We start from the raw sequence: 21158 nt of genomic DNA, 5'->3' as shown, positions 1-21158 counted from the left end.
GGCACTGTATCACCGAACCGGTTTTTGCGGGATACCGGTATCTCTTACTCGGCGGCTTTCGCCATCGGGTTGTTCGGGTGGGACGTCCAGTTGGCATATTCCTCCTGAACAACTTTGCCGGTGCGCGGATCGACCGCGCCCGCGGCCATCGGCTCCATCGAGATGCAGCCTTCGACCGGGCAGACGTCCACGCAGAGATTGCAGGCGACGCATTCCTCATCGATCACCTCGAACACGCGATCCGGCGACATCGAAATCGCCTGGTGGCTGGTGTCTTCACAGGCGGCATAGCAGCGGCCGCATTTGATGCACTGGTCCTGATCGATCTTGGCCTTGGCGATGTAGTTCAGGTTCAGATACTGCCAGTCGGTCACATTCGGCACCGCGCGCCCAACGACTTCTGAGACGCTGGTATAGCCTTTCTCATCCATCCACTCGGACAGGCCCGCCGTCAGTTCATCGATGATCTTGAACCCATAGGTCATGGCCGCCGTGCAGACCTGCACATTGCCACAACCCAATGAGATGAATTCTGCCGCGTCGCGCCATGTGGTCACGCCGCCAATGCCCGAGATCGGCATGCCATGCGTCGCCTCGGCCCGTGCGATTTCCGAGACCATCGACAGCGCAATCGGCTTGACTGCCGGGCCGCAGTAACCGCCATGGCTGCCTTTGCCGTCAATCGAGGGTTCGGGGCTGAACGTGTCCAGGTTGACGCTGGTGATCGAGTTGATCGTGTTGATCAGCGATACCGCGTCTGCCCCACCATTCCGCGCCGCAGCTGCAGGTTTGCGGATGTCGGTGATGTTCGGCGTCAGCTTCACGATGACCGGGCGGTCATAGTACATCTTGCACCAACGGGTGACCATTTCGATGTATTCCGGCACCTGCCCTACGGCAGACCCCATGCCCCGCTCGCTCATCCCATGCGGACAGCCAAAGTTCAGCTCGATGCCGTCCGCGCCGGTTTCGGCAACACGCGGAAGGATGGCTTTCCACGCTTCTTCCTCGCACGGCACCATGATCGAAGCGATCAGCGCGCGGTCCGGGTAATCCGCCTTGACCCGCGCCATTTCTTCAAGGTTTACCTCCAAGGGCCGGTCGGTGATCAGTTCGATGTTATTCAGGCCCAGCAACCGCCGGTCCGCGCCATAAATGGCCCCGTAACGCGGGCCGTTGACGTTCACGACCGGAGGGCCCTCGGCCCCCAGCGTTTTCCAGACCACACCGCCCCATCCGGCCTCGAAGGCGCGGCGGACGTTGTATTCCTTGTCGGTCGGCGGGGCCGAGGCCAGCCAGTAGGGGTTGGGGCTGGAAATGCCCAGAAAGTCTGTCGTCAGGTCAGCCATGGGTACTCCTTTCCGGCTCCTCAGCCGGTTTTCTTGAAAATCATCTCGGTCGGGCGGATCCGCCCGGCATGCAGGTTTGCGACGTAGTTTTGAAACTTCTCGGGCGCCGTCTCGCCCATCATCAGGTGGATGCCCAACGGCGCGGGGCCGGATTCGGCAATCTTTGCAAAGGCTTCCTCGAAGAACTTGATGGCGAATTCGGTACGATCCGTCTCGGTCACCAATTCAAGCCCCGCCGATGCGGCTGCGTCCTTGTAAACCTCGGGCGCATGCACGAAGGACGTCTCCTCCACCGTCGACCAGGGTAGCGGAAACGCCAAGGGTTCGTCTGTTTCTCCGGCCATCACGTCGAACAGGGCAAAACTGCCACCCGTTGCCAATGCGCGCGACACCTCGGCGAACAGCCCGGCCTTGTCTTCGATGTTCATGCCCACATGCAGCATCACCGCCAGATCGAACCCGGCATCCGGCACCGGCATGTCCAAAGCACTCCCGACATGGAACTCGACCTTGTCGGAATGCCCCACGATCTCGCTAAGCGCCGTTGCCGTTTCGACAAATTCAGGCGTCAGGTCGACCCCCGTCACCCTCGAGTCATACCGGTCCACGACATAACGCGATGTCCCGCCGATCCCGCAGCCGACATCCAGAACTCGCGTTGCATGGGTGGGCGACAGCTGGGCAAACAGATGATCCGTGGCGAGAACCCCGCCCGTGTGAAACTCGTCACCGGCTTTCAGGTCCGCGACCGTGGCCGCGTCCGGGTCTACGCCACTGGCTTTCAGCGCATCGCGCACGCGATCGGTCAGGGCGCCGGTGGTATAGTGTTGGGCAACTGCGTTTTCGATCTGGGACATAACGGTACCTCAGCGAATGGGATGAGTTGAATGCCTCACCCTATCACGAAACAAGGCTCGCGTGGATGTCCATCGCCGCATCCCGGCCCTCGGCCACGGCGGTCACGGTCAGGTCTTCCCCGCCCGCAGCGCAGTCTCCTCCTGCCCAGACACCAGCCATCGAGGTGCGCCCGGCACCGCTGACGGCGATTTTGTTACCGTCCAGTTCCAGCCCTTCGGGTGCGCCATCCAAGGTTTGACCAATCGCTTTCAGCACCTGATCGGCAGGCAGGCGAATGGTCTCGCCGGTCCCGGTCAGCTGACCATTCTGGCTTGAGGTATATTCCAGCTCGATCTCGACCGCTGCGCCGTTGCCATGAACCGCAACAGGCTGAACATTAGTCATGATCCGAACCCCGTGCGATGCCGCGAGATCCTGCTCATACCGGCTGGCACCCATTGCGTCCCGCCCACGGCGGTAGGCAATCGTGACATGCTCGGCACCCAGCAGTTTCGACTTCACCGCCGCGTCAACAGCAGTCATGCCGCCCCCGATCACAACGACATTGCGCCCCACTGGCAAATCGGCCAGATCCGACGCTTGCCGCACGTCCGAGATGAAATCGACCGCAGCGCGCACGCCGTCCTTGTCTACCCCTTGCGCCCGCAGCGCGTTCACGCCAGCAAGACCGATGGACAGGAACACGGCGTCGTAATTCTCGATCAGGCCTTCAAGCGAGAGGCCCTCGCCCAACAGCGACCCCGTTTCGATGGAAATACCGCCGATCTTCAGCAGCCAATCCACCTCGGCCTGCGCGAAGTCATTGGTCGATTTGTAAGCGGCAATCCCGTATTCGTTCAGACCGCCGGGCTTAGGTTTGCCTTCATGGATCACCACATCATGGCCCAGCATTGCCAGCCGATGCGCGCAGGCCAGACCGGCAGGCCCTGCCCCGATCACAGCGATGGTTTTGCCCGTCGCGGCGGCACGTTCGAACGGATGAACGCCCGAGGCCATCACATCATCAGTCGCAAAGCGTTGCAGACGCCCGATCTCAACCGGTTTGCCTTCGGCTGTTTCGCGCACACAGGCCTCTTCGCACAAGGTCTCGGTCGGACAGACACGGGCGCACATGCCGCCCAGAATGTTCTGGTCCAGAATGGTCCGTCCCGCAGATTGCGGCTGACCCGCCTGAATCTGGCGAATGAACAACGGAATATCGATATCCGTCGGACAGGCCGTCACACATGGCGCGTCATAGCAGAAATAGCAGCGATCTGCGGCCACGGCAGCCTCGTGCGGGGCCAGCGGCGGATGCAAATCGGTAAAATTCGAGGTCAGCTCATCGCTGGAAAGCCGCCCGGAAACGATTCCGGGTGCCATCTGGCCCTGTGCCATCGCTCTACTCCCTGTAGATATGTTTGTTGTGACCTCAGCTTGCCACATTTTGATTTTTTATCAATTGGTAAAATTTGCCAAATGGTCAAAAATTTGAATCCGGCAGCCGATACAGACCGGATTTGGCCCCGTTTTGCTCACTTTCTAAGCATTTTGCAGGGCGGCGTGTCGGGATAACCCGTTCAAGTCGGGTCGCCGGACCTCAACAGTCTTTTGACGCCCTATCCGGCTTGCTGTAAGCCCGAAGGCAGGTGCGTGAGACAACGCGCATGTTTGGGACGGGCACAGATGCGGGCAGCTTCGCAAGATTTCAACATCGTCATCATCGGTCAGAACAACCGCCTGCAATACGAGGCCGTGCTGTTCGCTGCCTCGCTGCGCCATTCATCGCCCGATTTCAAAGGGCGTCTGTTTGTCGCCACGCCCAATCCCGGCCCGCGCTGGCCTCAGAACCCCGCCATTCAGGACGAGGACGTTCTGAAAGCCCTGAAACATCTGGGTGCCGAGATCCTGCCCTTCGACAGCCATGTCTTTGGCGAAAGCTATCCCTATGGCAACAAGATCGAGGCGCTTTTGGCCCTGCCCGAAGGCGAACCCTTTGTTTTCTTTGATACAGATACGCTGATCACGGGCGATCTGGGCAGCGTTCCGTTTGATTTCGACCGCCCCGGCGCATCCTTGAAGGTCGAAGGCACCTGGCCCAAGCCGACCCTGTACGGGCCGGGATTTGATGGCATCTGGTCCGCGCTGTACCGGCGTTTTGGTCTGGATTTCGACAGCTCGATTGACACCAGCCAACCGCACGAGCACTGGCGGCGGTATCTGTATTTCAACGCGGGCTATTATTTCTACAAATGTCCGCGCCAGTTTGGCGAACGGTTTCTGGACTTCGCGCGCACCATCCGGGACGAGCATTTTCCGGAACTGGTCGGACAGAACCTCGATCCCTGGCTGGATCAGGCCGCCCTGCCCCTTGTGATCCATTCCTTCGGCGGCGGACGCGATGCCCTGCCCGAGGGGCTTCTGGAAGGCTCGGTCAGCTGTCACTACCGCCTGTTTCCAATGCTTTATGCCCGCGAAAGCGACCATGTGATCGATGTTCTGGAAACCGTTACGGCCCCGAACAAGATCAAGAAGGTCCTGAAACAGTACGACCCGATCAAAAAGCTGGTGATCCAGGGCAAGGGTAAGAAAATCCGGGACCTGTTCGACCGCAACGCGCTGCCCAGCCGCGAACAGGCCATTCGGAACCGGATCAAAGCGCAAGGCCTGTGGATGCGCTGACAGCAGCGTTGTGTGACGGCGGGCAATGTCCTACAGATTCGGCAACACACATTCCAACAGGAGATTTTTTGATGTCTGACGGCCCCACCTACGGTTTCGACACGCTGCAAATTCACGCGGGCGCACGCCCGGACCCGGCAACCGGCGCGCGGCAGACACCGATCTACCAATCCACGGCCTATGTGTTCCGCGATGCCGACCACGCTGCAGCCCTGTTCAACCTGCAAGAGGTTGGGTTCATCTACTCGCGCCTGACCAACCCGACGGTGGCCGTGCTGCAAGAGCGTGTGGCGACCCTGGAAGGCGGCGTTGGCGCGGTCTGCTGTTCGTCGGGCCACGCGGCACAGATCATGGCGCTGTTCCCGCTGATGGGACCGGGCTGCAATGTGGTGGCCTCGACCCGTTTGTATGGCGGCACCGTCACCCAGTTCAGCCAGACGATCAAACGCTTTGGCTGGTCGGCCACGTTTGTGGACACCGATGATCTGGACGCGGTGAAGGCTGCCATCGACGAAAACACCCGCGCGGTGTTCTGCGAATCCATCGCCAACCCGGGCGGCTATGTCACCGACATCCGCGCGCTGGCGGATGTGGCTGACGAGGCAGGCATTCCGCTGATCGTCGACAACACCTCGGCCACGCCCTACCTGTGCCGCCCGATTGAACACGGGGCGACGCTGGTTGTGCATTCGACCACCAAATACCTGACCGGCAATGGCACCGTCACCGGCGGCTGCATCGTGGATTCGGGCAAGTTCGACTGGTCGGCCAACGACAAGTTCCCCTCACTCAGCGAACCGGAGCAGGCGTATCACGGCCTGAAATTCCACGAGACCTTTGGGCCACTGGCCTTCACCTTCCATGGCATCGCCATCGGGTTGCGCGATCTGGGCATGACCATGAACCCGCAAGCCGCGCATTACACGCTGATGGGGATCGAGACCCTGTCGCTGCGGATGGAGCGTCATGTCGAGAACGCGCAAAAGATCGCAGCATGGCTCGAAGCCGATGATCGCGTGGACTACGTGACCTATGCGGGCCTGCCCTCGTCGCCCTATCACGACCGGGTCAAGGCGCAGTACCCTCGCGGCGCGGGTGCGCTGTTCACCTTTGCCGTCAAAGGTGGCTATGACGCCTGTATCAAGCTGGTCAACGCGCTGGAGATTTTCAGCCATGTCGCCAATCTGGGTGATGCCCGGTCGCTGATCATCCACTCGGCCTCGACCACGCACCGTCAGTTGACACCGGAACAGCAAGAGGCTGCGGGCGCAAGCCCCAACGTGGTGCGTGTATCCATCGGGATCGAGGATGCCAATGACCTGATCGCCGATCTGGATCAGGCCCTGGCCAAAGCCAGTAACTAAGCCATGAGCGGGCACGACACCAACGCGCTGGGTCAACCCATCGGTCTGCCGGTCACAGGCGATTTCCCGCGCCCGACACCGCCTTATACGCCGATGATGGGCCAGTATTGCTCGGTCGTGCCGCTGGACGTGAACAGACATGCGCCCGGATTGTTCCGGGCGTTTGCCAATGACGCCGATCATCGGAACTGGACCTACCTGCCCTACGGCCCGTTTGAGTCCGAGCCGGATTTTGAAACCTGGGCCCGCGCCAACTGTATGGATGCGGATCCGATGTTTCACACAGTCTTGGATGCGGATGAGGTGCCGGTGGGCATGGCCTCGTACCTGCGGATTGCGCCTGCGGCCGGGGCAATTGAGGTGGGGCACATCCACTTCTCCCCCCTGTTGCAGCGCAAGCCGCAATCGACCGAAGTTATGTACCTGATGATGAAACGTGTCTTCGACGAGTTGGGCTATCGCCGGTATGAATGGAAATGCGACGCGCTCAATGCCGCCTCGTGCCGGGCGGCGCAGCGATTGGGTTTCACGTTCGAGGGCATCTTCAGGCAGGCGACCCATTACAAGGGCCGCAATCGGGATACGGCGTGGTACGCGATCATCGACAGTGACTGGCCCCGTATCAAGGCCGCGTTCGAAGAATGGCTGTCGCCCGACAATTTCGACGCGGCGGGCCAGCAACGAAAACCGCTGATGACCCGCGCCGAGGCGTAGTCTTACTCGGAAATCTCGAATTCCATCGAGACGCTGACCGAAACCGAAATCTCTCCGCTGGCCACGGGTACACTACCGGCATCCGCCGCGCTGAAAGCGCGCATCTCGGCCATAGGGCGCACACCGCCACCGCGTTCCGAGATTGTCTGGACCGGACCCAAAGTGACATTTGCCGCTTGCGCCAGTTGCTCGGCCTTGGCTGTAGCTTCGCCCACCGCCTTGGCGCGGGCCTGCACCTCAATCGGTTTGGGGTCCTGCAAACCAAAGCTGAGGCCGCCGAAATCATTGGCCCCGTCCTGAATGACGGCATCCATGATCTGTCCCAACTGGCTCAGATCTCGCACCCGCACAAATACCCGGTTCGACGCAACAAAGCCTGTGATCTCGGGCGCGCTGCCGTCCCGCTGATTTCGATTCGACCAGACCGGCGACAGGGACAGGTCGCGCGTTTGCACATCCCGATCCTCGATCCCCATGTCGGTCAGACGGGCCAGAACCTGCGCCACAGCGTCCGATGTCGCCTGCATCGCCACAGAGGCTTCGGCGTTTTCGTTTGTCACGCCCAGCGTGATCGTCGCCATATCGGGCGCGACCTGCACGGTTCCCGTGGCGTCCACATTGATGCGACGTTCTTCCGCATGTGCCAGCCCGGCGGTTGTTGCGGCCATCATGGCGGCCAGAAAAGCGAATGTCTTCAAGGTCATCCCTCCAAACTAATTGCCTTCAACATGGGTTGGCAGGGCTTTGCCATACAAGGGGGGTGCTTGGCTTTTTCTTTCCCTCGGCGGCTTCCTGCTTTAGGGTCGGTCTGCAGGCGTGTTATCGTTTGCGCTGATGATATGAGTTATGGTTCCACGGGATTATGAAACCCGCCTTTGCGCTGTCATTTTCTACAACCGGAATTTTGCTGCACCACCTGTCCGAGGGCGAGTGGTACAGTATTGGAACCGTTTCTCTGGATGCGGATGATCTGAACGCGCAGATCCATGCGTTGCGGGATCAGGCCTTTGCGCTGGAAAATGACCTAAGCTGCAATGTGGTGATTCCGGCGGACCAGATTCGCTACCTCTCGGTTGAAACGGGTGATCTGTCGCCTGAAGACAGCGCACAGAAGGTTCGCGATGAGCTGGTTGCAGCAACGCCTTATGAGCATTCGGAACTGAGTTTCGCCACTGTCTGTCAGGACGGAACGACATTTGGCGCTGCGGTGTCGCTGCAAACGCTGAACGAAGCGCAGAGCTTTACTGCCGAGCACGGGTTTGTCCCGGTCGCCTACACGGCAGACCCCGACGAAGACACATTTCCCGGCAAGCCGGTGTTTGATCTGGACCCTGCGCCGGTTGCGCCCGTTGCTGTGCTCGAAATCGAACATCCTGCCGCACAGGTAGAGCCCGAGGTCGACGAAGAACCCGAACCAACGGTCCACGCCATTGCCGAAACGGCAGCACCCGATGCTTTCCGCTCGCCTGCTCCGCCGGATGCTGATGTGCCTTCGGGTGGCAACGGTTTTGATCCCAAACGTCTGACCGTTCCAGCCATCGCAGCGGCTGCTGTGTTGGCGGTGGCAATCGGCGCATGGTCCCTGATAGGCGCGCAAGATGAGGATGTTCTGGCCGAAGGCGAGCCCGACTTTCTGACCGCGACACCGGATGAAGAGGTCGCTCAAGACCTCGCCGAAACACCGCCGATTGAAACCGAGGTGGCGGGTGCGCCAACAACCGACCTTGTGCCGGATGAGGATACCTTGGCCTCGGTCGAACCTTCTGCGACACAACCGCAGGCGCCCGACGACCAGCCCGCCTTATCGCCAACAGACGCGGCGATTCTGGAGGCGTTGAAGGTGCAGCCAACCCCGGTGGAAGAGATCGAACGGGACTCCGACACCGCGCAAGACGTTGAACCGGGCGTCGTGGTTGTTGATCTTGCACCCGACCGCCCCAGCGAACCATCTCTGATCGAGCCGGACGATCTGTATCTTGCCTCAATCGACAAGTCCGATTTCTCGAACGACGCAGTGGCGCTGGCACCTGCCGAAAGCTTCGAAACGGATCTGCCGTTTGACGCCCCTGCCCTGACGCGCGCAGCCGTGGCGGGTTTCGATCTGGATGAGCGTGGGCTTGTGACACCTTCCCCGGACGGCACCCTGAACCCTGACGGCATTATGGTCTATCTCGGTCGCCCCGCCTCGGTTCCGCCGGATGTTCCCACGCGTTTCGAAGAGGAACCCGTGGTCGAGGAAACCGACACACGCCTTGCCAGGTTCCGCCCGAAACCCCGCCCGGACAATCTGGACGAACGGTTCGAGCGTCAGCAGTTGGGCGGTCGGTCCCTGGAAGAACTGGCAGTAATGCGGCCAAAACTCCGACCCGAATCCCTGCAAGCCGCGCCCGAGGTGGATGACACGCCCACCGCCCTGGCCGTTGTGCGCGTGCCACGCCCCAAAACCCGGCCCGCAGGTCTTGTGCGCGTCGCCGCAGCAGCCCCGGCCGCATCCAATCTGGGCTCAACCGCTGCTGTTGACCAAAACAGTGACGAGGCCGGATCGTTCCAGCCCAAGGCCGTCGCCCCCAAAATCCCGTCCACCGCGTCTGTTGCGCGGCAGGCGACCATCGACAACGCCATCAACCTGCGCAGGCTGAACCTGATCGGGGTCTATGGTACGCCCGCCAACCGGCGCGCTTTGGTCCGCTTGCCCAGCGGTCGGTACAAAAAGCTGAAGGTCGGTGACCGGGTTGACGGCGGCAAGGTCATCGCCATCAGCGACAGTGAGTTGCGGTATCAGAAAAAGGGCCGCAACGTGACCCTGTCGATGCCGCGTGGATGATCGCTTCGCCTATCAGGCGCGCGTCAAGCCGCCGAAATCTCGCCGCTTTCGATCTGCTCACGCTCGATGGATTCGAACAGGGCCTGAAAATTACCCTCGCCAAATCCGTCATCGCCCTTGCGCTGGATGAATTCGAAGAAGATCGGGCCGATCACGGTTTTTGAGAAGATTTGCAGCAAAATCCGGGTCTCACCCCCATCCACAACGCCTTCACCGTCTATCAGGATGCCGTGTTTCATCATCCGGTCCAACGGCTCGTCATGATCCGTCACACGCTCTTTCGACATGTCGTAATAGGCGCGGTTCGGGCCGGGCATGAATTTCAGACCGTTCCCGGCGATAGCATCGGTCGAGGCATAGATATCCTCGCTGCCCACCGCAATATGCTGAATGCCTTCGCCTTTGTATTTCTTGAGGTAAGACACGATCTGCCCGGTCTCGCCGCGATCCTCATTGATCGGGATACGAATGCGGCCACAGGGTGAGGTCAAGGCGCGGCTGTAAAGCCCGGTGAACTTGCCCTGAATGTCGAAGAACCGGATTTCGCGGAAGTTGAACAGATCTCCGTAAAACCTGAACCACTTGTCCATGTTGCCCTTGTAGACATTGTGGGTCAGGTGATCGAGGTAATAGAACCCCTCGCCCCGCGGCTTGGATTCCTTGATCCACTCGAATTCCTGATTGTAGGGCGATGTGTCGTAATACTGATCGATGAAATACAGCAACGATCCACCAATGCCTTTGATGGCAGGCACGTCCATGGTTTTGTCCGCCCCGTCATAGGGTTCGGCCCCTTTGGACACCGCGTGATCATACGCCTTTTGCGCATCCACCACACGCCAGCCCATGGCAGGCGCGCAGGGGCCGTGCTCGGCCACGAACTTGTCGGCAAAGCTGTCCGGGTCGGCGTTCAGGATATAGGTGACATCGCCCTGTTGCCACAGCTCGACCAGGGGTTTGGCCTTGTGGCGGGCGACCAGATCGAACCCCATCTTGGCGAACAGATCGCGCAGTTCTTGCGGGTTCGGATGGGCGAATTCGACAAATTCAAACCCGTCGGTGCCTGCGGGGTTTTCTGAACTGATAACGGATTTCGGGGCGTTGTGCGGGAAAGGACCCATGGCGCGTCTCCTTGGGAAGCCGGTAATTCATTGCTGATTCTAAAATACGCCTTAACCAACGCTGTTTCTGCGCATTGTTTTCATGTAAAATAAAGAAAGACGCGCAAAACTCGCATCTGTGAAAAGAAAACTGAAAAAACGCCGCACATGCTTGATCATATCGATATCGGATTGCTTGCAGCTTTGCAGCGGGACGCGCATCTGACGGCGCAACAGTTGGGCGAGGTGCTGAACCTGTCGGCCAGTCAGGCGGGTCGCCGCCGTCAGCGGCTTGAAGCCGAGGGTTATATCACAGGGTACGCCGCCCGGCTGGACCCGCTCAAGCTTGGGCTACATGTTCAGGGATTTATTCAGGTTCATTTGGGGACCCATGGCCCCGAACAATCCGCCAGCTTTGCCCGAATGGTCGACGCCCGCCCCGAGATCACCAGCGCCTGGACGATGACGGGTGAGGCAGATTACCTGCTGCATGTCTATTGCGACGATCTTTCCGCGCTCAACAGCTTGCTTCATCAGGTGATCCTGCCGCATCCTGCTGTAGCACGGGTTCAAAGCCAGATCGTGATGGACCAACTGAAACGCGACGCCCCCCTGCCGACCTGAGCAGGCAACGAGGACACATATGGACGATTTCCTTTACCAGGCTTCAATTTATCTGGCTGCCGCCGTGATTGCCGTGCCCCTGTCGGCACGTCTGGGGCTGGGGTCAGTGCTTGGATACCTGGCCGCCGGCATCATCATCGGCCCCATTCTTGGCCTGGTCGGCGCGGAGACCGAAGATTTGCAGCACGTGGCCGAGTTCGGCGTCGTCATGATGCTGTTCCTGATCGGTCTTGAGCTGGAGCCACGGGCCTTGTGGGACATGCGGGACAGGCTGCTGGGGCTGGGCGGGCTACAGGTCTTGTTGTCAACTGCCGTCATCGCAGGCGTTGCCTTTTATGCAAATCACCCTTGGTCCGTCGCCTTGGCCGTTGGTTTGACCTTATGTTTGTCCTCGACGGCGATTGTGCTGCAAACCCTGTCGGAAAAGGGCTTGATGCAGACAAATGGCGGGCGGGCCACCTTCTCGGTACTGCTGACGCAGGACATTGCGGTCATCCCGATTCTGGCCATGCTGCCCCTGCTTGCCCTGCCCGCCATCCCTCATATCGAGGCTGACGGCTCGATCGATCGCGGCGCTGAGCATCTGCATGACGCCGGACATCACAGCCTGTCTCTGGTCGAAGGGTTGCCGGGCTGGGCGGTTACGCTGGTGACGTTAGGCGCTATCGCTTTTGTCATTCTGGCAGGCGTCTACCTGACCCGCCCGCTGTTCCGTTTCATCCACGCCACCCGCCTGCGCGAGATGTATACGGCGCTGGCGCTGATGATCGTGGTGGGCATTTCCTTCCTGATGACCCTTGTCGGCCTGTCGCCCGCTTTGGGTGCCTTTCTGGCGGGCGTTGTGCTGGCCAGCTCGGAATTCCGGCACGAGATGGAAAGCGACCTTGAACCCTTCAAAGGGCTGTTTCTGGGGCTGTTCTTCATCACCGTCGGGGCCGGGATTGACGTTGCCTATTTCTTCAACGACCCGCTGGACCTGATTGGCTTGGCCCTGCTGGTGATCCTTGCCAAGGGGATCATCCTGTATATCGTCGGCAAGGCGTTCAAACTGAAGGGCCGGGATCATTGGCTGTTCACCCTGGGTCTGGCGCAGGCAGGCGAATTTGGCTTTGTGCTTCTGGCCTTTTCGCGGCAGCAGAACGTCATCCCGCAGGATCTGGCCCAGAAACTGCTGATGATCATTGCTCTGACGATGCTGATCACGCCCCTGCTGTTCATCATCTATGACGTGCTGTCGCGCAAAATCGGCGAACCCACCACCACGATGGAACCCGATGAGATTGACGAGAGAGGCCCGGTGATCATCGCCGGCATCGGGCGGTTCGGTCAGATCGTCAACCGACTTGTGGTGGCCAGCGGCTTCAAGACCATCGTTCTGGACCACGATATCGAAACCATCCAGTTGATGCGGCGTTTCGGCGTCAAAGGTTTTCTGGGGGATCCGACACGGCCCGAACTTTTGCGCGCTGCGGGGCTCGAGAAAGCCTCGGTTCTTGTCGCCGCGATGGATGATCGGAAAACGGTGACGCGGCTGGTCGGCTTTGCCCGACGACAGCGCCCGGACCTGCACATCATCGCGCGCGCCCATGACAGAACCCATGTGTACGAGCTGTATCAGGCCGGAGCCAACGACATCGTGCGTGAGATGTTCGACAGTTCCTTGCGCGCCGGGCGCTATGTTCTGGAGAATATCGGCCTCAGCGAATACGAGGCCGCGCAGGCCGAACAGACCTTTTATCACCACGACCGGACGTCAGTGCGCGAACTGGCCGAGCTGTGGATCCCGGGCATGCCGACGGCCGAGAACAAAAAGTACATCGAGCGTGCGCAGAAACTGGAAAAGGATCTGGAAACGGCGCTTCTGGAACTGGCCGAAGAACATGCCAAGAAATCCGCCTGACCGGGGCCGCAGCCCGGGTCAGGCGCTTTGTTTATCCGTCTGAAACGCCTGCCTCGGCAAAGGTTGCCATGCCCGAATGGCAGGCAACCGCGCTTTTGAGGATGTTGATCGCCAGGGCTCCGCCCGAGCCTTCGCCCAACCGCAGACCAAGGCTCAGCAGGGGATCCTTGCCCAGCTTCGACAGCATGGCCCCATGTGCGCCCTCTGCGCTTTGGTGACCGGCAACCGCGTGATCCAGCGCCGAGGCGGACACGCGCGCCAGACATGCGGCGGCTGAGGTGCAGATAAATCCGTCCAGGATGACCGGAATACGCAGGACGCGCGCAGCGGCGATAGCGCCTGCCATTGCCGCTATCTCGCGCCCGCCGAGGCAGCGCAGAATATCCAGCCCGTCCTCGCTGGCATGGCGCGCCACGCCTTCGGCCACAACGCGGGTTTTGTTGGCAAGGCCCGCATCGTCAACGCCGGTCCCGCGCCCGGTCCAGTCTGCAGCATCCCCGCCGAACAGCGCACAGGCAATGGCCGCTGCGGGGGTGGTGTTGCCGATCCCCATCTCGCCGACCACCAGCAGATCGGATTGCGGGTCCACGGCATTCCAACCGGTTTGCAAGGCGCTGAGAAGTTCGGCCTCGGTCATGGCAGGCTCTTGCGTGAAATCCGCCGTGGGGCGATCCAGTTCCAGCGCGTGGACGTCCATCTTGGCTCCCGCTGCCTTGGCCAACTGATTGATCGCCGCGCCGCCATGTTCGAAATTCATCACCATCTGAACGGTGACCTCGGGCGGAAAGGCCGAAACGCCCTGCGCCGTCACCCCGTGGTTGCCCGCAAATACGATGACCTGAGGGGCTTCGATCTGTGGCCGCGCATCCCCGCGCCATGAGGCGTACCAGATCGCCAAATCCTCAAGCCGCCCCAGCGCGCCGGGGGGTTTGGTCAACTGACCATTACGCTCGGCTGCTCCGGTCGCCGCGGCGGTGTCCGGTTCCGGCGCGTTGGTCAACGCTTCGCGGAACGTGTTCAAATCATTCAGTTCGGGCAGCATCAAAGCCTCATTGCATCAGAGTGGTCCTGTGTGTTTAACCGAAGCTGAGATACCAACAAGACCCCGAAAGGCGCGAGGGTGCATAAAAACGACACCAATCCGGTTTCCGTACGGGATATACCGCTGGCGCTGGTCCTGCTGACTCGCCTGCCCCTTCCCCGCTTGCCTAAGCATGTATTTGCCCGTCAGGCACAGGCGGTTTGGGCCTTTCCCATCGTCGGGCTGGTGATCGGCGCATTGGCCTGCTTTGTCGGCTGGATCGCGCTGACGCTTTCGGTGCCGCCATTCATTTGCGCCGCGTTGCTGGTGGCAACCCTGATCATGACGACCGGAGCGATGCACGAGGACGGGTTGGCGGACACGTTCGAAGGGCTGTGGGGCGGGTTCACGCGCGAACGACGGCTGGAGATCATGAAGGACAGCCAGATCGGTACTTATGGCGTGTTGTCCCTAATTGGTTCGCAACTGATCCGCATTTCGGCAATCGCAAGCCTTCTGGCTGCCGGCGCGGTCTGGGGTATTTTGGCGGCCTGCGTGTTTTCGCGCGCTGTCATGCCCGTTCTGATGGCCGGGCTGCCGAACGCACGGCAATCGGGGCTAAGCCAATCTGTTGGCGCGCCGACCTTTATGGCCGTTGTAATTTCCTTGGGTTTGGCTCTTGCTATCGGTCTGCTGCTGATCGGTGCGCAATTCCTACTGCCTGCCCTGTGCGCGGCGTTGATCGTGGTGGGGCTGGCACTTGTCGCCAAGGTAAAGATCGGCGGGCAGACCGGGGATATTCTGGGCGCGTCCCAGCAACTGGCCGAGATCACGTTCCTGATCGCCCTGACCGCTTTGATCTAGGAAACGCCGCCCGTCTTGATGTGCAGGGTGCAACCGCAATGTTTACAATGCACCGCGTCCGGGTCGTGCCGGTACAGGCCACAGCTGGGGCATTTGTGGCGCACTTTCTGCGGCATGAAGATCGCCTGCGCCAGCCGCACAAACAAGGCCACACCAACCACCATGATAAAAACCGAAAACAGCTTGCCCCACGGCGTGGACAGCGTGATGTCGCCAAACCCTGTCGTGGTCAGGGTCGCCATCGTGAAATACAGCGCGTCGATATAGGGGTTGGGCGTGTTCTCGGGGATGAAGAACACCAGAACAGCGGTCGAGGTTGCAAAGACGAAAACCAGCAGGTTGATAGCTGCGATAACAGCGTCTTCATGCGTGCGGAAAAAGTTGCTGTCGCGCCGCAGATCCCGCAGCAGATGATAGGAATGGATCAGACGCAGGGCCCTGAGGATACGAAGGAATGCCAGATTGCCTGTCAGGAACGGATCAAGCACCAGCGATACGATCACAACAATATCGGCCAGCGTGTAAATCTGGCGCAGCAGCTTCCACCGGTCCTTTGAGATCCACATCCGGGCTGAAAAATCCAGCATGATCAGCAAGCCAAGTATGATGCTGATCGCCGTCACCCATGGCCCATGCGGGAAATGGGCCGTGGCGACAAAAAATACGATTGTCGCCACGTCGAACAGGATCAGCCCATATCGGAACCAGACCGAAACCGGGTCTTTGCCAATGTAAAGAAACTTGACCGTCTGCTTCATCCCGACCCTGTATCTGCTTGCATCTACAGCAAAACTAGCCGGTATTCAGAAATCCACCAAGCAACGAAAAAGGCCGCCCCGGTGCCAGGGCGGCCTTTCCAATTCAAGCGTCGCAAACTTAGGCAGCGGCAGCGCGCGAGGTCAAAACGTCATCCACCTGCTTGGCAGCCGAAATCTCTCCGGCACCGGAAACGGCGGCGACTTCGCGGGTCAGACGCTCAAGCGCGGCTTCGTACAGCTGACGCTCGGAATAGCTCTGCTCGCGCTGATCGTCGGTGCGGTGCAGGTCGCGGACCACCTCGGCGATTGAAATCAGATCGCCCGAGTTGATCTTTTGTTCATATTCCTGCGCCCGGCGCGACCACATGGCGCGTTTCACCTTGGCCTTGCCCTTCAGCGTCTTCATCGCCTGACTGATCACGTCAGGCGAGCTGAGCGACCGCAGACCGGATTCGGTGACCTTGTTGGTCGGAACCCGCAGGGTCATCTTGTCTTTCTCAAATGAGATGACAAACAGCTCGAGCGAGAAACCCGCGACGTCCTGCTCCTCGATCGAGATGATCTGGCCCACGCCATGGGCGGGGTAGACAACATAGTCGTTGGGGCGGAACTCAAGCTTTTTCGACTTTGTCATTCAGTTTATTCCTTGGTTACGGACCGGGACGCAGACGACAAAACGCCACAAGCGGGGTCTGGTTCAGCCCCGTCTGGCGGCATATTCGTCACAAAATCAGAACTCCAAAGCGAGCATACTTACGGAGTACATCCCAATCTCAGTCATCATGTAGGATCGGAGTATATCACAAAAATGCGACACCCGAAAGTTTACCTAAGGTAAAATTTCATTATTCGACCTGTTTTCAACAGGCTAACCCGCGTTGGCGCTGAAATCACACCAACGCGGTTCAGGCGAATCGCTTAGCCGCCCTCGCCAGGAGCTTCGGAGAAATACTTCTCCATCTTGCCTTCTTCGCCATCCCGTTCTTCCGCGCCGGGCAGAGGGTCTTTTTTGGTGACGATCACCGGCCATTGTTCCGAGAACTTGCGGTTGAACTCGACCCACTGCTCCATGCCCGGCTCGGTATCGGGCCGGATGGCATCGGCGGGGCATTCGGGTTCGCACACGCCGCAATCGATACATTCATCGGGGTGGATGACCAGCGTATTCTCACCCTCGTAGAAACAGTCCACCGGGCATACTTCGACACAGTCGGTGTATTTGCAGGCGATGCAGTTTTCGGTGACGACATAGGTCATGGTGGGATTCCCATTAGCGGTTTGGGCGTCTAGCTAATTCAGTCTGCGCGCCTCTTCAAGAGAGGATCACCCTTTGTGGGTGCGAGAAAGATCAAGCGCGCGGCGTTCTTTCTTGGTTGGACGACCTTTTCCCTCATATCCCGGATTTTCAGGAGGGCTTTCCCGTTTTTCCGTCATATCGAAGTAAAGCGTCTGCGCCTCGGGGGCCGGACCGCGGCGTTCGCCCAGCTTTTCGACGCGTACAACCCGGACGATACGCCCCTGCGGGAAGGTCAGAACATCACCGGGCGCCACCGCTTGCGCCGGTTTCAGCACCCGGTTTCCGTTCAAACGCACGTGACCGCCGCTGACCTGTTTGGCGGCCAGGCTGCGGGTCTTGAAGAACCGCGCCTGCCACAACCATTTGTCGATCCGGAGCTTGGTATCAGTGGTCATGATGACCTTCAGGGTGTAAGTAAGTTGAATTTCAACAGCAGATCATAGCCGGTCATGATCACATTTATGAACAATGCCACAACGATTGTGGAAATATTGTCCCGCATGACCCCGCCAAATTCTTCGGCTGAAGATTTTTCGCAGGTTGCCAAAATGAAAAACAGACAAATGATCGCCGATATATTGAAGAAATTCACCGCGACGGCAATGAAGTCATTTTGGGTTTCCGTGACGCCGTTCCCGAATGTCCAAAAGTAGTAGACGGCCACTCCTATCAAGGCGGCCGCCAGGGAAATCGTCAGGGATTTTGGCATTTTGTCTTACTTTTGAGGAATTTCATTTGTCAGGACAACACCTGACACACCGGCAGCCGCACCCAGTAAAACCGCCAGCGCCATCGGGCCGGAAACAGCCAAAACTGCCGCACACGCGCCCAAAGCGGGAACCCCCCCGTTAACGATCATGTCGCGGGAGGAGAACTTCTTTTTAACTTTCTTACTTTGAGCGGGCATATCGCTATTCCACCTCAAATCCATCTGGCCTTTATGATATAGGAACCCTCTGGAAACCTGCAAGAAAAAACGCCAAAGGCTGGATAACGATCAGTTACCGTCCTTCAGGCCCATCAGCGCGGCAGCGAACGGGTTATCGGGATCGATGGCCTTTTCCTTTTTCGGAGGCCGCGACGAGAAGGTCTTGGAGCCTTGCGGCTTGCCACCTTTCTTGCCCTGCGGTTTGCCGCGTCCGTCCTGAGGCTTGCCGCGCGGTTTGCCCTTGCCCTGCCCCTGCTCGCGGCGCGGGCCACGGGATTGCTGGCGCTGGCGACCCCAGGTGAAGGTGTAGAAGACCTCGACCTCGGGTTCATCTGACGCGGGTGCCTCGGCTTCCGCCTCGGTGCTGTCGGTGGCCTCGGCTGACGCCTCGGCGGGTGCGGCGGTTTCTTCCGCAACGGCTTCGGCTGCCGGGGTTTCTTCGGCGGCGGGTTGCTCGGTCGTTTCTGCCGCTGGCTGTTCAACAGGCTGTTCGACGGGCGCAGGTTTGACTTTCTCGCGCTCGCCGCGTTCAGCCTTGTAGCCCAGCCCCTGCATCAGGTCGGCAAACTGCTCCAGCGTCATGCCGGTGATCGACAGCATGTCGGGCTTGGCTTCGAACCCGCCCCGGCTGTCCTCGGCACGCAGCATGTCGGCCAGACGTTCCAGCATGTCGATCCGGATCGAGCGTTCGCCCGCGTCGCGGTAGCCGCACATGGTGTCATAGCCCTGCGGCGCGTCCTTGGCGACGGGCACGGTGACCAGACCCGGAGGCGGTGCGTCCGGAAACTCCTGCAAGCCTTGTGCCAACGCCCACAGAACCAGACGCAGGCGCGTGGGTGCGGGTTTCAGCAAGAGCGGCATGAAGATGGTGAACTGACCAAAACGGATGCCATGCTTGCGCAGCGCACCACGGGCGTCCTGATCCAGATCCTTGACCTCTTGCGCGACCTGCGCGCGGGGCAGCACGCCCAGCGCCTCGACCATGCGGAAGGCAAAACCCTTGGCCAGACCGCTCAGTTCCTCGTCTCGTGACAGGTTCAGCAGCGGCTCGAACAGCGCGGCCACTTTGCGGTCGATGAAGTGTTGCAGACGGCGCTGAACTTTCTGTTCCACATCGGGACCTGCGGCCTCATCTACAAAAACCTCGACCACGGGTTTCAGGGGGTCTGCCCCGGCAACCAGTTTGCCGACAGCATATTCGCCCCACATCAGGCCACCCTGATCGGTGAAATCAATTTCGGTATCGGGCGCGTTGTAGAAGCGGTCGGCACGCAGATGGAATTGCGGCGCGAGTGCTTGCAAGGACGCCGATTTCAAAGCTTTCGCCTCGGTCCCCTGCGCGCTTTTGTCCGGCGAGAACCGGAACCCTTCCAGACGACCGACGAATTCGCCTTCGACGGTCACTTCACCCTTGTCATTTACTTCGGCCAAAAGGGCCTCCTTCTGTTTGAGCCGGCGCAGCAATACGGATGTACGCCGGTCCACAAATCGTTGGGTCAGACGGTCATGCAGAGCGTCCGACAGCCTGTCTTCTACAGTGCGCGTCTCATCACGCCAATGCGATTCGTCGCGTACCCAGTTGTTTCGTTGCGCAACATATGTCCAGGTGCGAATATATGCCAACCTTTTGGACAATGCATCGATATCGCCGTCGGTCCGGTCAATCCGGCGGATTTGCCGCGCCATGAAGTCATCGGGGATGCCGCCGCGTTCGTGCAGGTGGCCATAGATCACCTCGAGCAGGCTGGCATGTTCGGCATGGCTGATGCCGCGGAAATCGGGGATTCGGCAGACATCCCACAGCAGACGGATCGACGGGCCATCACTGGCCCGGGCCGCCACTTCGGTCACTTGCGACAGCGATTTGAGCACGTTCAGGTCATCGGCAGGCCGCGCCTTGATCAGATGTTCGTCATTCGGGCTGACCTCAAGCGAGTCGATCAGCGCGTCGATCGAGCCGAAACGCAAAGCGGCATTCCGCCAGTTCAGCTTTTTCATCGGCGTGAATCGGCTGTCCATGATCGCCTGCGCTGTACCTTCGTCCAGCGGCGGGGCCTCTCCGGTCACGCCAAAGGTGCCGTCGGACATACCGCGCCCTGCCCGGCCTGCGATCTGCGCCAGCTCATTCGGCGCAAGCGGGCGCATCCGGCGGCCGTCGAATTTGGTCAGGGACGAAAACGCCACATGGTTCACATCCAGATTGAGGCCCATGCCAATGGCGTCTGTGGCGACCAGATAATCAACCTCGCCATTTTGATAGAGTTCAACCTGAGCGTTCCGCGTGCGCGGGCTGAGCGCGCCCATGACTACAGCCGCCCCGCCTTTTTGGCGACGCAGCAGTTCGGCGATGGCATAGACGTTATCGACCGAGAATCCGACGATGGCGCTGCGCGGCGGCATCCGGCTGATTTTCTTGGATCCGGCATAGACCAGTTGCGACATGCGTTCGCGGCGGACGAACTGCGCCTCGGGGACCAGCGCCGCAATCGGGCCGCGCATGGTGTCCGAACCAAGAAACAGCGTCTCATTGGTGCCACGGGACCGAAGCAGGCGGTCGGTGAACACATGGCCGCGCTCGGGGTCGGCGCAGAGCTGGATTTCGTCAATGGCCACGAAATCGGCGCCCATTCCCTCGGGCATCGCTTCGACGGTGCAGACCCAATACTGCGCGCGCGGCGGCACGATCCGTTCCTCGCCCGTGACCAGCGCCACGACCGAGGGGCCACGAATGGCGACGATCTTGTCATAGACCTCGCGCGCCAGCAGGCGCAGCGGCAGGCCTATGACACCGGTGCGGTGCCCCAGCATGCGTTCGATCGCGTAATGGGTTTTGCCTGTGTTTGTCGGGCCAAGTACGGCCACTATTCGGGATGACCCGCTCACCTTTGCCCCCTGC

At 60.0% G+C, this 21158-nt stretch carries 20 protein-coding genes; 7 read left to right on the top strand and 13 right to left on the bottom strand.

Annotated elements, in window-relative coordinates; genetic code table 11:
* Positions 1-44: 44 nt before the first annotated feature.
* From preA to ACR0KX_RS06025, 3 genes are read right to left on the bottom strand one after another with little or no spacing between them, the layout of a single operon-like run.
* Entirely contained in the window at positions 45-1349 is a 1305-nt protein-coding gene (gene preA, locus ACR0KX_RS06035) for an NAD-dependent dihydropyrimidine dehydrogenase subunit PreA (RefSeq protein ID WP_170518020.1), read from the bottom strand.
* A gap of 20 nt (positions 1350-1369) precedes the next feature.
* Positions 1370-2206 (bottom strand): methyltransferase domain-containing protein, encoded by an 837-nt coding sequence (locus ACR0KX_RS06030; protein ID WP_170621651.1) that lies wholly within the window; start codon positions 2204-2206, stop codon positions 1370-1372.
* A 43-nt stretch (positions 2207-2249) separates the two neighbouring features.
* Positions 2250-3584: an NAD(P)-dependent oxidoreductase gene (locus tag ACR0KX_RS06025; RefSeq protein WP_170621650.1), complete on the bottom strand. Its 1335-nt coding sequence runs from the start codon at positions 3582-3584 to the stop codon at positions 2250-2252.
* A gap of 288 nt (positions 3585-3872) precedes the next feature.
* Here ACR0KX_RS06025 and ACR0KX_RS06020 point away from each other — a divergent pair, with 288 nt between their 5' ends.
* The 3 genes from ACR0KX_RS06020 to ACR0KX_RS06010 all read left to right on the top strand — a co-directional run bounded on the left by ACR0KX_RS06020 (position 3873) and on the right by ACR0KX_RS06010 (position 6946).
* Positions 3873-4868 carry a hypothetical protein gene (locus ACR0KX_RS06020; protein ID WP_170621649.1) on the top strand — a complete coding sequence of 332 codons (996 nt, stop codon included), beginning with the start codon at positions 3873-3875 and terminating at the stop codon, positions 4866-4868.
* 71 nt (positions 4869-4939) lie between these two features.
* A complete protein-coding gene (locus ACR0KX_RS06015) occupies positions 4940-6232 on the top strand; it encodes an O-acetylhomoserine aminocarboxypropyltransferase/cysteine synthase family protein (protein WP_170451344.1) in 1293 nt (430 codons plus the stop codon).
* Positions 6233-6235: 3 nt separating this feature from the next.
* A complete protein-coding gene (locus tag ACR0KX_RS06010; protein WP_170621648.1) occupies positions 6236-6946 on the top strand; it encodes a GNAT family N-acetyltransferase in 711 nt (236 codons plus the stop codon).
* Positions 6947-6948: 2 nt separating this feature from the next.
* Here ACR0KX_RS06010 and ACR0KX_RS06005 read toward each other — a convergent pair whose 3' ends face one another.
* The gene (locus ACR0KX_RS06005) at positions 6949-7650 is read right to left on the bottom strand and encodes an SIMPL domain-containing protein (RefSeq protein ID WP_480625900.1); all 702 of its coding nucleotides are present in this window, start codon (positions 7648-7650) and stop codon (positions 6949-6951) included.
* A gap of 158 nt (positions 7651-7808) precedes the next feature.
* Here ACR0KX_RS06005 and ACR0KX_RS06000 point away from each other — a divergent pair, with 158 nt between their 5' ends.
* A complete protein-coding gene (locus tag ACR0KX_RS06000; protein ID WP_480708069.1) occupies positions 7809-9770 on the top strand; it encodes a hypothetical protein in 1962 nt (653 codons plus the stop codon).
* Between the two features lie 23 nt (positions 9771-9793).
* On the opposite strand, the gene hppD is transcribed toward ACR0KX_RS06000, so the two are convergent.
* Positions 9794-10891, bottom strand: coding sequence for a 4-hydroxyphenylpyruvate dioxygenase (gene hppD / locus ACR0KX_RS05995; RefSeq protein ID WP_170451352.1), 1098 nt, complete (start codon positions 10889-10891; stop codon positions 9794-9796).
* 147 nt (positions 10892-11038) lie between these two features.
* On the opposite strand from hppD, the gene ACR0KX_RS05990 reads away from it, so the two are divergent.
* Both ACR0KX_RS05990 and ACR0KX_RS05985 read left to right on the top strand, forming a co-directional pair.
* Positions 11039-11494, top strand: a complete 456-nt coding sequence (locus tag ACR0KX_RS05990) for an Lrp/AsnC family transcriptional regulator (RefSeq protein ID WP_170451354.1) — start codon at positions 11039-11041, stop codon at positions 11492-11494.
* Positions 11495-11513: 19 nt separating this feature from the next.
* Positions 11514-13394 (top strand): monovalent cation:proton antiporter-2 (CPA2) family protein, encoded by a 1881-nt coding sequence (locus ACR0KX_RS05985; RefSeq protein ID WP_170451356.1) that lies wholly within the window; start codon positions 11514-11516, stop codon positions 13392-13394.
* Positions 13395-13425: 31 nt separating this feature from the next.
* Here ACR0KX_RS05985 and cobT read toward each other — a convergent pair whose 3' ends face one another.
* Positions 13426-14436, bottom strand: a complete 1011-nt coding sequence (gene cobT, locus ACR0KX_RS05980; RefSeq protein WP_170621646.1) for a nicotinate-nucleotide--dimethylbenzimidazole phosphoribosyltransferase — start codon at positions 14434-14436, stop codon at positions 13426-13428.
* A gap of 78 nt (positions 14437-14514) precedes the next feature.
* Between cobT and cobS the strand changes: the two genes are divergently transcribed.
* Positions 14515-15279 (top strand): adenosylcobinamide-GDP ribazoletransferase, encoded by a 765-nt coding sequence (gene cobS, locus ACR0KX_RS05975; protein ID WP_170621645.1) that lies wholly within the window; start codon positions 14515-14517, stop codon positions 15277-15279.
* Here the strand turns inward: cobS and ACR0KX_RS05970 are convergent.
* The 7 genes from ACR0KX_RS05970 to ACR0KX_RS05940 form a co-directional block, all read right to left on the bottom strand.
* Positions 15276-16037 carry a potassium channel family protein gene (locus tag ACR0KX_RS05970; RefSeq protein ID WP_170451362.1) on the bottom strand — a complete coding sequence of 254 codons (762 nt, stop codon included), beginning with the start codon at positions 16035-16037 and terminating at the stop codon, positions 15276-15278. The two genes, cobS and ACR0KX_RS05970, sit on opposite strands and share 4 nt — an antisense overlap.
* Positions 16038-16155: 118 nt before the next feature.
* Positions 16156-16671, bottom strand: a complete 516-nt coding sequence (locus tag ACR0KX_RS05965) for a CarD family transcriptional regulator (protein ID WP_170451364.1) — start codon at positions 16669-16671, stop codon at positions 16156-16158.
* 284 nt (positions 16672-16955) lie between these two features.
* Entirely contained in the window at positions 16956-17294 is a 339-nt protein-coding gene (gene fdxA / locus ACR0KX_RS05960) for a ferredoxin FdxA (protein ID WP_170451366.1), read from the bottom strand.
* A gap of 66 nt (positions 17295-17360) precedes the next feature.
* Entirely contained in the window at positions 17361-17729 is a 369-nt protein-coding gene (locus ACR0KX_RS05955) for an RNA-binding S4 domain-containing protein (protein WP_170451368.1), read from the bottom strand.
* Positions 17730-17737: 8 nt separating this feature from the next.
* Positions 17738-18043 carry a hypothetical protein gene (locus ACR0KX_RS05950; RefSeq protein WP_170451370.1) on the bottom strand — a complete coding sequence of 102 codons (306 nt, stop codon included), beginning with the start codon at positions 18041-18043 and terminating at the stop codon, positions 17738-17740.
* A 6-nt stretch (positions 18044-18049) separates the two neighbouring features.
* Complete coding sequence (locus tag ACR0KX_RS05945) at positions 18050-18241, bottom strand: hypothetical protein (RefSeq protein ID WP_170451372.1); 192 nt, start codon at positions 18239-18241, stop codon at positions 18050-18052.
* 90 nt (positions 18242-18331) lie between these two features.
* A complete protein-coding gene (locus ACR0KX_RS05940; protein WP_480708065.1) occupies positions 18332-21145 on the bottom strand; it encodes a helicase-related protein in 2814 nt (937 codons plus the stop codon).
* Positions 21146-21158 lie beyond the last annotated feature (13 nt).

Source organism: Ruegeria sp. BG5 (assembly GCF_056538425.1).
Note: the sequence above shows the minus strand (reverse complement) of the source record. Positions and strands in the feature narration are given on the sequence as shown.

Coding starts and splice junctions, on each gene's coding strand:
- preA (WP_170518020.1), bottom strand. CDS start 1,349: ATGGCTGACCTGACGACAGACTTTCTGGGCATTTCCAGCCCCAACCCC.
- ACR0KX_RS06030 (WP_170621651.1), bottom strand. CDS start 2,206: ATGTCCCAGATCGAAAACGCAGTTGCCCAACACTATACCACCGGCGCC.
- ACR0KX_RS06025 (WP_170621650.1), bottom strand. CDS start 3,584: ATGGCACAGGGCCAGATGGCACCCGGAATCGTTTCCGGGCGGCTTTCC.
- ACR0KX_RS06020 (WP_170621649.1), top strand. CDS start 3,873: ATGCGGGCAGCTTCGCAAGATTTCAACATCGTCATCATCGGTCAGAAC.
- ACR0KX_RS06015 (WP_170451344.1), top strand. CDS start 4,940: ATGTCTGACGGCCCCACCTACGGTTTCGACACGCTGCAAATTCACGCG.
- ACR0KX_RS06010 (WP_170621648.1), top strand. CDS start 6,236: ATGAGCGGGCACGACACCAACGCGCTGGGTCAACCCATCGGTCTGCCG.
- ACR0KX_RS06005 (WP_480625900.1), bottom strand. CDS start 7,650: ATGACCTTGAAGACATTCGCTTTTCTGGCCGCCATGATGGCCGCAACA.
- ACR0KX_RS06000 (WP_480708069.1), top strand. CDS start 7,809: ATGAAACCCGCCTTTGCGCTGTCATTTTCTACAACCGGAATTTTGCTG.
- hppD (WP_170451352.1), bottom strand. CDS start 10,891: ATGGGTCCTTTCCCGCACAACGCCCCGAAATCCGTTATCAGTTCAGAA.
- ACR0KX_RS05990 (WP_170451354.1), top strand. CDS start 11,039: ATGCTTGATCATATCGATATCGGATTGCTTGCAGCTTTGCAGCGGGAC.
- ACR0KX_RS05985 (WP_170451356.1), top strand. CDS start 11,514: ATGGACGATTTCCTTTACCAGGCTTCAATTTATCTGGCTGCCGCCGTG.
- cobT (WP_170621646.1), bottom strand. CDS start 14,436: ATGCTGCCCGAACTGAATGATTTGAACACGTTCCGCGAAGCGTTGACC.
- ACR0KX_RS05970 (WP_170451362.1), bottom strand. CDS start 16,037: ATGAAGCAGACGGTCAAGTTTCTTTACATTGGCAAAGACCCGGTTTCG.
- ACR0KX_RS05965 (WP_170451364.1), bottom strand. CDS start 16,671: ATGACAAAGTCGAAAAAGCTTGAGTTCCGCCCCAACGACTATGTTGTC.
- fdxA (WP_170451366.1), bottom strand. CDS start 17,294: ATGACCTATGTCGTCACCGAAAACTGCATCGCCTGCAAATACACCGAC.
- ACR0KX_RS05955 (WP_170451368.1), bottom strand. CDS start 17,729: ATGACCACTGATACCAAGCTCCGGATCGACAAATGGTTGTGGCAGGCG.
- ACR0KX_RS05950 (WP_170451370.1), bottom strand. CDS start 18,043: ATGCCAAAATCCCTGACGATTTCCCTGGCGGCCGCCTTGATAGGAGTG.
- ACR0KX_RS05945 (WP_170451372.1), bottom strand. CDS start 18,241: ATGCCCGCTCAAAGTAAGAAAGTTAAAAAGAAGTTCTCCTCCCGCGAC.